The organism is Methanoculleus sp. (assembly GCF_030019085.1).
In the GTDB taxonomy this organism is placed as follows: domain Archaea; phylum Halobacteriota; class Methanomicrobia; order Methanomicrobiales; family Methanoculleaceae; genus Methanoculleus.
On the sequence record NZ_JASEFJ010000017.1, the window covers coordinates 1 to 12,443 of the forward strand.

At 58.9% G+C, this 12,443-nt stretch carries 11 protein-coding genes; 5 read left to right on the plus strand and 6 right to left on the minus strand.

The window, feature by feature from the left end; genetic code table 11:
- Positions 1-383 precede the first annotated feature (383 nt).
- A complete protein-coding gene (gene dinB / locus QMC91_RS07630; protein WP_300237350.1) occupies positions 384-1,469 on the plus strand; it encodes a DNA polymerase IV in 1,086 nt (361 codons plus the stop codon).
- A gap of 83 nt (positions 1,470-1,552) precedes the next feature.
- Positions 1,553-1,984 carry an HNH endonuclease gene (locus tag QMC91_RS07635; protein WP_300237352.1) on the plus strand — a complete coding sequence of 144 codons (432 nt, stop codon included), beginning with the start codon at positions 1,553-1,555 and terminating at the stop codon, positions 1,982-1,984.
- An 18-nt stretch (positions 1,985-2,002) separates the two neighbouring features.
- Here the strand turns inward: QMC91_RS07635 and QMC91_RS07640 are convergent, their stop codons facing one another.
- Both QMC91_RS07640 and QMC91_RS07645 read right to left on the minus strand, forming a co-directional pair.
- Complete coding sequence (locus QMC91_RS07640; protein WP_300237354.1) at positions 2,003-3,217, minus strand: NAD(P)/FAD-dependent oxidoreductase; 1,215 nt, start codon at positions 3,215-3,217, stop codon at positions 2,003-2,005.
- A 141-nt stretch (positions 3,218-3,358) separates the two neighbouring features.
- Positions 3,359-4,204, minus strand: coding sequence for a GNAT family N-acetyltransferase (locus QMC91_RS07645; protein ID WP_300237356.1), 846 nt, complete (start codon positions 4,202-4,204; stop codon positions 3,359-3,361).
- A 193-nt stretch (positions 4,205-4,397) separates the two neighbouring features.
- Between QMC91_RS07645 and QMC91_RS07650 the strand changes: the two genes are divergently transcribed.
- Entirely contained in the window at positions 4,398-5,483 is a 1,086-nt protein-coding gene (locus QMC91_RS07650) for a helix-hairpin-helix domain-containing protein (RefSeq protein ID WP_300237358.1), read from the plus strand.
- A gap of 62 nt (positions 5,484-5,545) precedes the next feature.
- Here QMC91_RS07650 and QMC91_RS07655 read toward each other — a convergent pair whose 3' ends face one another.
- From QMC91_RS07655 to QMC91_RS07665, 3 genes are all read right to left on the minus strand, one after another.
- Positions 5,546-6,853 (minus strand): methyl-coenzyme M reductase glutamine C-methyltransferase, encoded by a 1,308-nt coding sequence (locus tag QMC91_RS07655; RefSeq protein ID WP_300237360.1) that lies wholly within the window; start codon positions 6,851-6,853, stop codon positions 5,546-5,548.
- Positions 6,854-6,940: 87 nt separating this feature from the next.
- Entirely contained in the window at positions 6,941-8,014 is a 1,074-nt protein-coding gene (locus tag QMC91_RS07660) for an ABC transporter permease (RefSeq protein ID WP_300237362.1), read from the minus strand.
- Complete coding sequence (locus QMC91_RS07665; RefSeq protein ID WP_300237364.1) at positions 8,011-9,816, minus strand: PrsW family intramembrane metalloprotease; 1,806 nt, start codon at positions 9,814-9,816, stop codon at positions 8,011-8,013. The genes QMC91_RS07660 and QMC91_RS07665 overlap by 4 nt, the downstream gene beginning before the upstream one ends.
- Before the next feature lie 80 nt (positions 9,817-9,896).
- Here QMC91_RS07665 and QMC91_RS07670 point away from each other — a divergent pair, with 80 nt between their 5' ends.
- Positions 9,897-10,784, plus strand: coding sequence for an ABC transporter ATP-binding protein (locus QMC91_RS07670; RefSeq protein WP_300237366.1), 888 nt, complete (start codon positions 9,897-9,899; stop codon positions 10,782-10,784).
- Between the two features lie 342 nt (positions 10,785-11,126).
- A complete protein-coding gene (locus tag QMC91_RS07675; RefSeq protein ID WP_300237368.1) occupies positions 11,127-11,681 on the plus strand; it encodes a CBS domain-containing protein in 555 nt (184 codons plus the stop codon).
- Positions 11,682-11,686: 5 nt separating this feature from the next.
- On the opposite strand, the gene tpiA is transcribed toward QMC91_RS07675, so the two are convergent.
- Positions 11,687-12,355, minus strand: a complete 669-nt coding sequence (tpiA, locus tag QMC91_RS07680) for a triose-phosphate isomerase (protein ID WP_300237370.1) — start codon at positions 12,353-12,355, stop codon at positions 11,687-11,689.
- Positions 12,356-12,443 lie beyond the last annotated feature (88 nt).

Genomic DNA, 12,443 nt, shown 5'->3' on the forward strand with positions numbered 1-12,443 from the left:
ATCCGCGAGTACATGCCCGCCGGCGAGCGTTCGCTCATCATCCCGGCCCGGTAAAAACCGAACACCACTACCCCTTTTTATTGCACGTCCTCATAACCCTGCAAACGCAAGTATTCTTGCCGGTCAGCTGGAAAATAGGTGGAGCGAGTGATCGCTCACTCGCCCACGTATTATGATAGTATAAATTAATATCACAAAATCCGCCTATTCTCAATGATCTCTTCACATCTTTGCCATTCCCGATCCGTGGGCTGAACGGAGGAGGCACCCTCAATTACCAACACCCCATTCCGGGCCGGTCTCCCCATCCCTGTCACCCCTGCAACATCACCTTGACCATCCAGTTACTCTTTTTAAGTTAGCGAGAAGGAGAACTCTGTAGGATGACAACCGCCGGAAGCAGGATCGTGCTGCACGTAGACATGGACAGTTTCTTTGCTTCCATCGAGGTCCTCCGCAACCCATCGCTTGCCGGGCGCCCGGTGATCGTGGGCGCCGACCCGAAAGGAGGGGGCGGTCGGGGGGTCGTGAGCACGTGTTCGTATGAAGCCCGGCACTACGGGGTGCATTCCGGGATGCCCATCTCCCGGGCTTATGACCTCTGTCCCCACGGGGTCTACCTCCCGGTGGATCGGTCGCTCTATCTCCAGGTCTCAGAGAGTATCATGGCGATCCTCTCCCGGCACAGCAGGCTGTTTGAGCAGGTGAGCATAGACGAGGCCTACCTCGATCTAAGCAATACCGGGGATTTCACAACGGCAGGATCGATTGCTGCCTCAATCAAGCAAGAGATCCGCGAGGAGACGGGGCTTACCTGTTCGGTAGGGGTCGCACCGGGAAAGACCGTGGCAAAGATCGCTTCCGACTACTGTAAACCCGACGGGTTGATGGTCGTCCGCCCGGAGGAGGTCAAGGCGTTCCTGGCCCCCCTCCCCGTGGAGAAGATCCCGGGGATCGGAAGACGAAACGGCGAAGAACTCCGGCGAATGGGTATCCTGACCATCGGCGATCTCGCACGAAGAGATATCCAGGAGATTGTCGCACACCTTGGAAGACCCGGCATCCGGGTGTACCACCTCGCCACTGGTATCGACGGTGCGGAGGTGCAGTGCAGGGAGGGACGAAAATCCATCTCGCGGGAGAGGACTTTTGATATGGATATCTCCGATCCGTCGGTGATCGCGGAGACCTTGGCCGGGCTTACGGAGAGTGTTGCAGAGACGCTTCGCACCGCGGGTCTCCGGTGTCGGACGATCACGGTCAAGGTTAGGTACAGCGGGTTCCAGACGTATACCCGATCGAGGACGCTGGAACGGTTCACCGCAGACCCGGGCGTGATCCAGAGAGCAGTCTCTGAACTCATCCAGCCGTTCCTGAACGGCACAGACGTCCGGCTTCTCGGGATCCGGATCTCAAACCTGGAAGGCGGGCGTACCCGTCAGGCCTCGATCGAAGAGTTCTGCGCTTGAGACTCCGGTCGCCCTGCCGGTCGGCGGGTTGTGGGGGGTGAAAACCAGTTTTTATCACACGCCACAGACAAAACCTCCTGATCGTGAGCCACACACTTCAGGTGAGCCTTGACGCCTTCGACCGTTCGGGGTCTCCCCTCTGCGGCGATCGCCCCGACCAGAACGGGTTTTACCGACTCTGTCTCCAGTGCCCTTTCGCTGTAAGAGGCGATGGCCGGGTCTACTGCGAGAGGTTTGAGACCCCCATCCGGGCACGAGAGAAGTATGCCCTTCGGGCGTGGAAGAAGACACGCAGGAGGGTTCTTGAACGTGACAGAGGGCGCTGTGCTATCTGCGGCGCTGGACAGGATCTCCACATCCACCACCTCGATCACGATACTTCAAACGATGAGATGGCCAACCTCATAACGCTCTGTGAGATCTGTCATGCCAGGGTGCACACCGATCTCCGTCATGAGGGTGGGGAAGAGAGGGTGGCAAGGGTTCTGCTGGCTGCGAGAGAACGGGCGCGGTGATAGAACCCGCGAGCGTTCTCACCAGACGGCGGTGTGGAGATCCTCATCACGCCGAAACCCTTGAAAAGAGCGATGCCCATGGACAGTTTCGATGACAGGGCGGCGCACCACCCTGGCAAGAAACCGGAGCAGGATAGCAGGCGTCCCGCCGTTGAGGTGGCTGTAGAGGAAGTCCCGGACCCTCATCTCCGCCTCCAGTTCACGAATGAGACGACGGTTCAGGAGGGAGGTGTATGTCGCGGCAAGCGGCGCGCCCGAGGTGAGGTGTCGGTCTATTGCATGAGCGGCGAGTTCTGCCGTTCGGTGGGCATAAAAGATCCCCTCGCCGAGGATGGGGCTTGTGAAACCGCCTGCATCCCCGACCAGAACCGTCCCTTCATGGGCCGGAGATGGGATGTAATTGCCAAACGACAGTAGGCGTCCTGCAGGCTTTCGGTCTGAAAACGCTGCAAACCCAATTTTCACAAGGAGTTCTCGAAAACGGTCGGGAAGTCCCTTCCGGTTCGCCTCAAACAAACCACCGATACCCACGATGACTGCATCAGTGTTCGGGAAGACCCAGCCGTAACCCATCGGGCAGGCGCCGAGGAAAACATGGGGTATCCCAATCTCGGCGTCCAGACGGATCGCCGCTTCCCTGTTCAGGTGTACCCCCGCCTCCCTCCGGTCGATCTTAATCTCCAGCGCCAGGCCAAGGTTCTTGCGCCACCGCTGTGGGTCAACAACACCCTTCGGGAGAGAGCGCCGGACGCGGCTGTGGACCCCGTCAGCCCCGATGATAACACTGGCAGAGTAACGCTCCCCGCCCGCGGTGGTTACCGTCCGCTGAACGTGGTTGACCGCGGTCACCTCCATGCCTTCAAGGACCTCCGCCCCGGCCCACCGCGCCATCCGGGCAAGGCAGGCATCGTAGCGCTCCCGTCGAGTGAAGTAGAACGGTTCTGCCAGGTCTTCGGCGAGGAGGCGGCGATCACCGATGTAAAGGGCATACCCCTTCCCGGTGAAATCGAGCAAACCCTCTCGCCGCATAGCGTCGAGCGGCAGGGAAAAAACCCTGTCAAGGAACCGGACTGACTTCTGGGTCAGGCAACCACCGCAGACCTTCTCACGTGGGTACACCGCCCGTTCAAATAGCCCCACGCGGTGGCCGGCTTTTGCAAGCAGGAACGCAGCGGTGCTGCCGGCGGGTCCTCCTCCAACAATTATGACATCATAATCCGGCTGACTCCGCATTCACCTTTCACTCTTGTGAATGGTACGCCTTTAAACAGGATATTGTTTCCCGGGCAAACCACCGGCCCGGATCTATCCATAACACCAATAGACTTCCACCAGACGTTCATATCTTCAAGGGATCCGCATATGTTGACGCACTCAGGAAGCACCCCTGCAAAGGCGTATCCAGCCCTGGAAAACATGATGTTGGCCGGGCATGAATCTGCCCGGGCGATGGCAAACACCGTCTTTATCCCCCTCGATCGGACATAACCTTCCCATAACCCGGAGGAGAGAGGCTGCAAACCCATGCCCACGGTAGTCGGGCAAAGTCGCAAAACCCGTCATCTCAGCAAACTCTACAGGGGTGTCAACTTCAGCTGCAGCGACCGCGACCATGCGACCGCCTGGCCCAACCATACCAAAACACCACAGATTCTCCTGCATCTTCTGCGCAAGGTAACCGGGTTCATCGACGGGGACAGGGTAGGTCCCAAAGACCCTCCTGTAGATCGATGCAACTGCCGGGGCGTCCGCCACCGTGGCACGGACCACGGTGAAACCCGGTTCAAGCGCCGGACCCGCCGCAACCCGCTCTCCGGCTTTAGCCATGGCAACCGCAAGGACTTCGTCGTTCCCGCTCCTCTCGCTACCAGACGTGAGACGGTGGTGCACCACGTAGTAGCCATCCACCTCCCCGCGAAATAGACCCGGGATCCGCACCAGCGGCATGTAGCCGCCTGATAAAAACTGATCGAGGGCGGTGGCCGGTATCCTTGCAAATATATGGGAATACCCCCGCTCTTCTGCAAACGCCCAAAGCCTGCCGGTGACCTCAGGGAGGTCCGCCGGGTCCAGATGGTACAGAAAGGCACGGTCGTTGTGCGGACCGTGGTGGACCAGGCTGCGCCCGAGCGCTGTAACGGCATCATCACAGGCGCCAGCGCGTGGAGGATACCTCTGAATTGATTGTCGCCTGGACTTCTCTCCTGTACTCCGCGTCAAGGCGGTTTTTGCATCGGAAGAACGCATTTGATTCTTCTGATCCTGTCGAGAACCGGACATGCTCTTCCATAAAATATATATTTATCTTAATATATAACAAGCCCGGATATTTTGCTCCCTGACGACAGCGACCAATAAACACTTTCACCCCGCACGCGACAGACTCTTTTACCTGTGGACCCATGATCCAATCATGTCCGTTGCGGAGCAGAAACTCTCCAGCCTCACTGCCGCCGGCCAGTTTGACATCTGCGCACCCGGCGAATGCATCCAGGTCCTCTCTACGGCGACGCACATAACCTACAACCGCCGGGCGGGCGGATGCGGCCGGATGCTCAAGGTGCTTCTCAACGGTTATTGCTCCTACGACTGCGCCTACTGTTCCATCAGACTCCAGCGTGAACGACTGGGGTTCTCACCGCCTGAGTTCGCCGACGCCTTCCTTCGCCTCTGGCAGGAAGACCTTGTCGGGGGACTCTTCCTCAGTTCCGGTATCCCGCACGACGTCGACCTTGTGATGCACGACCTGGTGGAGACGGGGGAGATCCTGCGGCGCAGGGGCTACGACGGTTACCTCCATCTCAAGATCCTCCCCGGCGCAACACGGGCGGATATCCATGACGCCGCCAGGGTGGCAGATCGCATCAGCATCAACCTGGAGACCACATCCTCAGACCGCCTGGGTTGCATAGCCGGGGTGAAGGATTACCAGCAGGATATCCTGAAACGACAGGCGTGGGTGGCGGAGGAGAAGCCCGGTGGGCACACAACGCAGCTCGTCATCGGGGCGGCGGACGAGACAGATGCGGAGATCCTCTCCTGTCTCGCCGGGCAGTACCGCAGGGTCAGGCCGGCCAGGGTCTACTTCTCGGCGTTCCGCTCCCTGCCAGGAACACCACTCGCAAAGCACCCCGACACGCCGGCATGGAGGGCACAACGGTGCTACCAGGCCGACTACCTCCTCAGGGATTACGGTTTTACGGTCGACGAACTCCGGGCGGCTCTCGATGAGAGAGGGTTCTTCGAAAACCGTGACCCAAAACAGGTCCTTGCAGCCGACAAAGCCCCCTTGAACATAAACACCGCAGGTAGATGGGACCTCCTTCGCGTCCCCGGGATAGGACCGAAGGCCGCGGACAGAATCATCACACTCCGCAAAGAGCGGCCTTTCACCGGCCCGGCCGACCTTGAGCGTGCCGGAATCAGGGGTAAGGTCGCCGCACGCCACCTCACCTTCGGCAACCGGAAGGAAACCATCCAGACGAAACTGGTTCTGTGAGGGTATCGCGGACGCTCGCGGATGGGTGGTGTAGAAGTGGCTGAACGGTTGCCGGGATGACCTTACACCCCGGCATAGCGGAGGATGAGTTCGGTTGCCGCCCGGATATCCCCTCCTTGATTCCTCACCTCGGCAAGGTAAGCGTTGTAAACCTCATCAGTAATGAGCCGGATCTGGGGGCGGAAGAGGTCAGCGTGCATCATCAGGTCGAAACACCGGGCCTCGCTCTCGGTCAGACCGAGCGCCCGGTACTCCCCAACATGTGGCATAAAAGCCGGGTTCTTATCGCGGGGCGTCCTTACCACGAGATCGGCAAGCGGCGTTCCAGGTATGGGCTCGGCAGCGCTCACAAAGACATCGTCGAGCAGGAGGGTGGCGATCAGATCCTTTGTCGCCTGGTAGTCCCGTTCGGTCTCACCCGGATACCCGACAATGAAACTCCCGGCAACATGGAGCCCATATCCCCGGCACCGCTCCACCGCCTCCACAACCTGGCTGACCGTCACACCTTTGCCCATCATCCGGAGCACCCGGTCGCTCCCCGACTCGATCCCGAAGAAGATCCAGCCGATTGTGTAGCGCTTTATGGCGTCAAGTATCTCGTCGGTGATACAGTCCACCCTGATATCCGGGGCGGAGATATTTTTAGGCCCCATCACCTCTGCCATTCCGCGCAGGAGGGCGATAAAGGCGTCAGGGTTCATCTCCCCATTGCTCGAACCGTAGAGCGACCCCGTCCCACCGGATATAGAAAGCCGTTTTGCGCCGTGGGCTGCAAAAGCCTTCACCTCCTCGACGATACTCTCGATCGATCGGCTCCTGACCCTCCTCCCGAAGAATCGGGGCACCTGACAGAATGTGCACCCGCCGATACACCCCCGGTGGGTCTCGATGTAGGCGCTCGCCCCCCTGATACTCTGGCTCCCTATATCGTCCGGGATCAGGGGTAGAGGGCGCTCTATCGGTGCAGGGGGGGCGGGAGGCGTCACCACGGTTCTGCCGCCATCAATGAACGCGATTCCCGGGAGATCTGGCGAGACCCCCTCCTCGACCAGGCGGACCACCGTCTCCTCACCCTCGCCCACGACAACCGCATCGGGGGCAAGCTCACCGAGCACCATCTCCGGCGCGGCCGAGACTGGGCCCCCCACGTAGACCCGCCCGCCACGCTCGCGGTGTGCCCGGATCAGGTTCCTGATCGCAGGATCAAGGAGGTGCTGGGTTGAGAAGAGGCTAATCAGCAGGATCGAACTCGCAGGGACATCAGGCGTCCGGGTGAGGGTCACCCGATGACCTGCGTCACGAAGAACGCCGCCGATCAGCATGGCGCCGTAAGTGTAGATACCGGGGGATAGGATCGTGATCTCCATGATCCAGTTATTGCCCCGACTGTATACAAAAGGTAGGGGTAGAGGCTGCCGTCTCACGCGGTGCAACCGAGTCGATAACCCGCTCCCTCAGGGACTCTTCTCCCCTACCCGGCGGGCGTAGACAGTGATCGCCCACCCCAGAAGCGCCGTTGCAGCAGCGACCAGCGCCAGAACCAGCCAGTGGGTGGGGCCGATGGAGTCCACCGCCAGCCTTACGATGAGGTTTAAGGGGTTGTAGGGGACTGCCATGACAAATAGGAATACCACTACAAGCGCCGTCGAGAATATGAACTGGGCACTCGTCCTCTCACGGTAATGGAGCGCGACAAGCGCCCCGAGCAGTATGAGGACTAGACCCGACGTCGAGACGTGGAGGAGGATCGCCATGACGTTATTCACAGGGATACCGTTCAGCCAGAGGAGGATGAGCCAGGCGCCCGCCTGGAGAGGAACCAGAACCTCGCAGGCGGCAATCTTTCCCCAGATCACCTCCGTGAACGTGATCGGTGTCGAGAGCAGCGTCTCAAGCGTCTGGCGCTGGTACTCCTCCGTGATCAGGTCGATGATCAGGGCCGCCGATACGATCGCCGGAAGGAAGACGAGCAGCGGGATGAGGAGACCGTAGACGAACTCAAAGAAGCTCTCGCCACCCCCCGAGTCAGGGAAGTTCAACTCCACTGGCGAGTAGATCAACCGATCTGCCCGGATCTCACGGAGCTGTTCTTCATAGTCCTGAAGAACCTCTTTTATCTTGACGTTGACCACACCCGACTGCAGGTCGTTCTGGATGAGATAAAGCGTCACCGTGACCGGGTCTTCAGCGTCTGGAGGTGTGTCCGGGACGTAGACCACGGCAGAGACCATCCGCTCGCGCAACGCCGCAAGCGCCTCACCGAGATCCATCCTGTAAAGGATGAGATCGTCTCGTTTTGCAAACTGATCGATCAGCGGTGATTCCGCCCCGGCGTAACCGACTCTGTAGGTGACCGTCGAGTAGCCCTCGATCGATTCCGGGTCGTACATCGCGGTGAGTCCAACCATCAAGAACGAGGAGAACATCGCGATAAAGACCTGGAGGAGGATCGCAAAGACGATCGTCTTCTCCGATGAGAGCCCGGCGATCTCTTTCTTCGCGATCAGATTGATATGGCGCCTGTTCAAAGGAGCATCCCCCCGATGAAGTAAAGGTTGTAGAGACTGTGGACTATCCCTGCCGCAACTATCCCCGGAGCATAGGCACGCCGCCCTCCGAGCAGCAGGAACCCGCCTGTGATCAGCACCCCGGCGATGTGGAGGAGGAGCGGCATCCAGAGCGCCTGGAGAGAGAGGAAGAGGATGCTCCCGAAGATCGACTCGGTGATCTGGGCAAGCGTGGCAAAGAGAAGTAGTTTCTCGCCGACAAGGAACCCGAGACCTGTGACCGTTGCCCCGATGAGGAGGTTTTTAACCGTGAGGAAACCGGGCCGATCCCTGGCTATCGCGTAAAGCCCGATCGATTTTGCAAACTCCTCGATGACCGCGGCAGTGAGCGTCAGCAGGAGGAGAGAGAGCGGCATTGGGATGTTGAAGAAAAGGACAAGCGTCAGCATCTCGGCCATGAAGACGAACGGGATCATGAATGCGGCGAGCAGAAAGAGCGAGAGGTGCGGGTGGTTCCGGCTGATCCCGGTCGAGATGAAGTCAACAACCCGTGATGTCAGGCGTCTCTCCGAGAAGAGGTGCTCTTCCCTGAAGTTTGCAATACCGACGTAGAAGAGGATGATGCTCGTTGCAAAGAAGAGCGCGGTCGAGTAGAGGTATTCCATCGCGGTGAACCCATCACCCTGGATCGCGAGTACTACCAGGGTGAGGGGGGAGACGATGCTGATGACGTGGGTGTTTGCAAAGACTGTGGGGAAGAAGAGGTAGGACGTTGCGATGGTCGAGAAGAAGATCGAGATGAACGAGAGTTCTTTGAAACTCCGGGAGGTCATCCCGATGATCAGGGCGTTTGCCAGGAAGAAGAGGATGACAGGTATAAGCGGGAGGAGGATCGTGAGGGGTGCCCTGGCAAAGAGGGTGATCGCGGCCGCGATCAGGATCATGATCGTGAAGTAAGGAAGGGCCTTCCCGACGACGATCGCCGCCTGGCGGACGGGGGCAGAGAGGAGCGCCTCACCTGCCCGTCCCACCCGCTCGTTCATCACGCTCATCATGAAGAACTGGGAGGTGAAGTAGAGCGGGAATATGAAGACGAAGACCAGGATGATGGTGTCAAACGGTAGCGGCGGCGAGAGCTCGGAGGGTGTCAGGAGTCTATCTGTGGTGGACTCGCCAGAGATGAGGGAGGTGTAGCGCTTGAGGGGCTGACCGTCCCCGGACTCTATGAGATGCTCCCGGAGTTCCTCCTCTGTGGTGAGCTTGCCCTGGGATGGCGGAGTCACCTCCTCGACCGGGAGGGATGGAGTTGGAGGTCTCTTTGTCTCCACCGGGGCGCCGACCTGCTGCCCGCTCTGAGTCGCCAGGAAATCGATCTCGCTCTTCACGTACTGGAGGTCGATCCAGAGGGGATAGGCGGCGAAGAGGTCGGGTTCCGCTGCGGCAACGCTTGCAACGTAACTCTCGTAATCGCGCTCAAGCGTATTTAGCGCCGCGCGCCCCTTATCCGTGTCAACAGCGTAGACCTCCCCGTTTATGATGACGATATCGTAAGAAAACCGGTTCTCCCGGAGTGATGCCCCGTCATCCAGGTATGTGACAAACCGGGTGTCGGACGCGACGATCCTGGCCGTGTCGGGGTCATCAACACCGATCCGATACATACCATCCTGTAGATGGAGACCGCTCTCTGCGGCAAATGCCGTCACCAGCACCAGCAGGAGGAGAAGCACCACGGCAAGCGGCAGGATACCTTTTCCCATCGTGCTCATGGAGCGTTTTATCTCCCAGATGGCGATCGTCCGGATGGAAGAGAGAAGACTCATGGTGATCCCGGAAGGTGTGAGAGAAGCATATTTTTGTAGAGCAACCTATTAGTAGGCATCGAAGACAAAAGAGATACCGGATGATAACCGCCCGCAATCTTGTAAAGTACTACGGCGAGTTCCCGGCCCTCGACGGCGTCTCATTTGACCTGGACGATGGAGAGATCCTGGGGGTGATAGGGCACAACGGCGCGGGCAAAACGACTCTTTTAAAGATAATGGCCGGGCTTATCACACCGACGAGGGGCAGTCTTGTCATAAATGGTATCGACGTTGTTAAAAGACCGTTCGACCTGAAACAGAACCTGGGCTACCTCCCGGAAGAGTCCAGGCTCTACGAGACGATGAGCGTTGAGGCGTACCTCTCGTTCTTCGGTGAGATCTACGGTCTTCCGGCGAACGTCATCAGGAAACGGTCGAGAGAACTCCTCGACGAACTCGCGCTCGATCCCGACGGTAAGAAGATCGGAGAACTCTCAAAAGGGATGAAGCGGAAGGTTGCGATAGCGCGATCGCTTATCCACGACCCGGACCTGCTAATATACGACGAACCCACCTCCGGCCTCGACCCGATGACCTCACGATCGGTGCTCGACTATATAAAAGGGCTGCGCGACCGGGATAAGACCGTAGTCTTCTCCGCCCACAACCTCTTCCAGGTGGAAGAGGCCTGTGACCTGGTTCTGATCCTGCGCCGGGGGAAGGTAGTGGCAAAAGGCAGCATGCCTGAACTACGTGAGGCCTTCGGATCGATCACCTACCAGATCTTCTTCCGGATACCCGACCCCGCGACGTTTACGACCCCGGTCAGTTACATCGCCTCCGACGGCCGCTACCTGGCAGAGGCGCAGACCATCGAAGACCTGAACCGGATGACCGCGAAACTTGCAGACGCCGGCGCAACCATCGAGAGGATCGAGTCGCACTACCCGACGCTTGAAGAGATGCTATTAAAGATCGGGCAGTGAGTCGGCCATCTACCTGGCAAAGCTTCCCGCCGGGAGTCGCCACAAATTACCCCCCACCGGGCGGCGGGGGGGGGAGGGGGTCGGTGAGAGACGTTCACCAGTGGCGATTTGAATGGGCCCAGCGCATACTGTCGGGAAACAATGACAGTGATGTGCATCAGAATCATTGGTTTGATCTCATCATCTCCTCTCACCTTCACCCCCCTCAAAATCAAGCGTCCGATTGTCAGTGGCGTCAGAGGTGGTCCCATCCCACCGCTGTCAGGTCTGTGGCTTACCGGGTTTCCACCTTCACACCTCGCAGGCAGGTATATATTGTAAAAAATTACTATGGGTAATCAAATGGAGATCCCAACTCCAGCGGAACTTCGTGCGAAAAGGATCCAGATGGGCTTAAAACAGGCCGATGTGGCCCGAATGGCCGGAATCAGCCAGTCCATGGTGGCGCGGATCGAGGCGGGTAGCGTGGATCCGAGAGTCAGCACGCTCGCAAAGATCGTGAACGTTCTGCAGGCAGTAGAGAAGTCAGCGGTCACAGCAGCCGATGTGATGCACTCCCCGGTCTTCTCGGTCACGCCGGAGGATCCCGTCAGCCGTGCCATTGAGATCATGGGAGAAAAAGGCATATCACAGTTGCCCGTGCTCGAGAACGGCGTACCCATCGGTTGCATATCCGAGTCGGCCATCACGAACGCAATGGAAGATGGAGGACTTTACCAGAAACACCAGCGGGTGGTGAGGGACTACATGGAGCCCGGGTTCCCCACGGTTCCTCCCACAACGCCGATAGATACGATTGTCCACCTGCTACGCCACAGTCATGCGGTGATCGTCATCGAGAAAGGGAGGGTGCAGGGTGTGATCACCAGGCACGATCTGATATCGCTGATAACGTAGTTGTTTCAGATCAGTGAGACCAGGTCTCGGAGGACGGCCTCAGGGTCTTCGGCCTTGACCACACTCGAGGCGAGGAGAACCCCGCATGTCCCGAGGTCTATGGCGATCTTCACACACTCTCCGGACTGGATTCCTGCCCCGGTCAGGACTTTTACGTTCGGGTTTGCTCTCCTCACAGCATTGACAGATCGCTCGATTATCCCGGGATCGGCCTTTGAGACCGAAATCCCGCTTCCGATCAGTTCGGGGGGCTCGATCGCCACGTAGTCCGGGCCGAGCGCTGCGGCAGCAGCGCTGGTAGCATCGTTGTTAGTACAGACGACCGACTCAAGGTGGAGCCTCCTGGCAGCCTGAACGCAGGCGTCGATATCCGCAAGGGTGAGACGGCGCTCGGAATGGTTGATCAGGGTGCCACGTGCGCCCGCCGACCGGACAGATTCCGGAAGGATATGACCGGTATGGGCGCCAGGGGCGATCGGGTCTATATGCTGGGCGTAGACCGGGATCGAGTAGTGATAACTCATCGGATGGAGTTCAGTGAACGTCGGCGCGATACCTATGACCGCCCCGCTCTCTTTTGCCACGGTCTCGGCCGCAGCAGCTATCCGATGGGCGTTGCTGCCCATACCTTCCTTATAGGTCTTGAGGTTGATCAGGATGAACGGCGAATCCATATCCATCACGTCTGCCTGATAGGTTGCTCCATCCGGTATTAACTCTGATGCAGGCCCCGGTCTTTCATCAACAACCCCTCACACATGA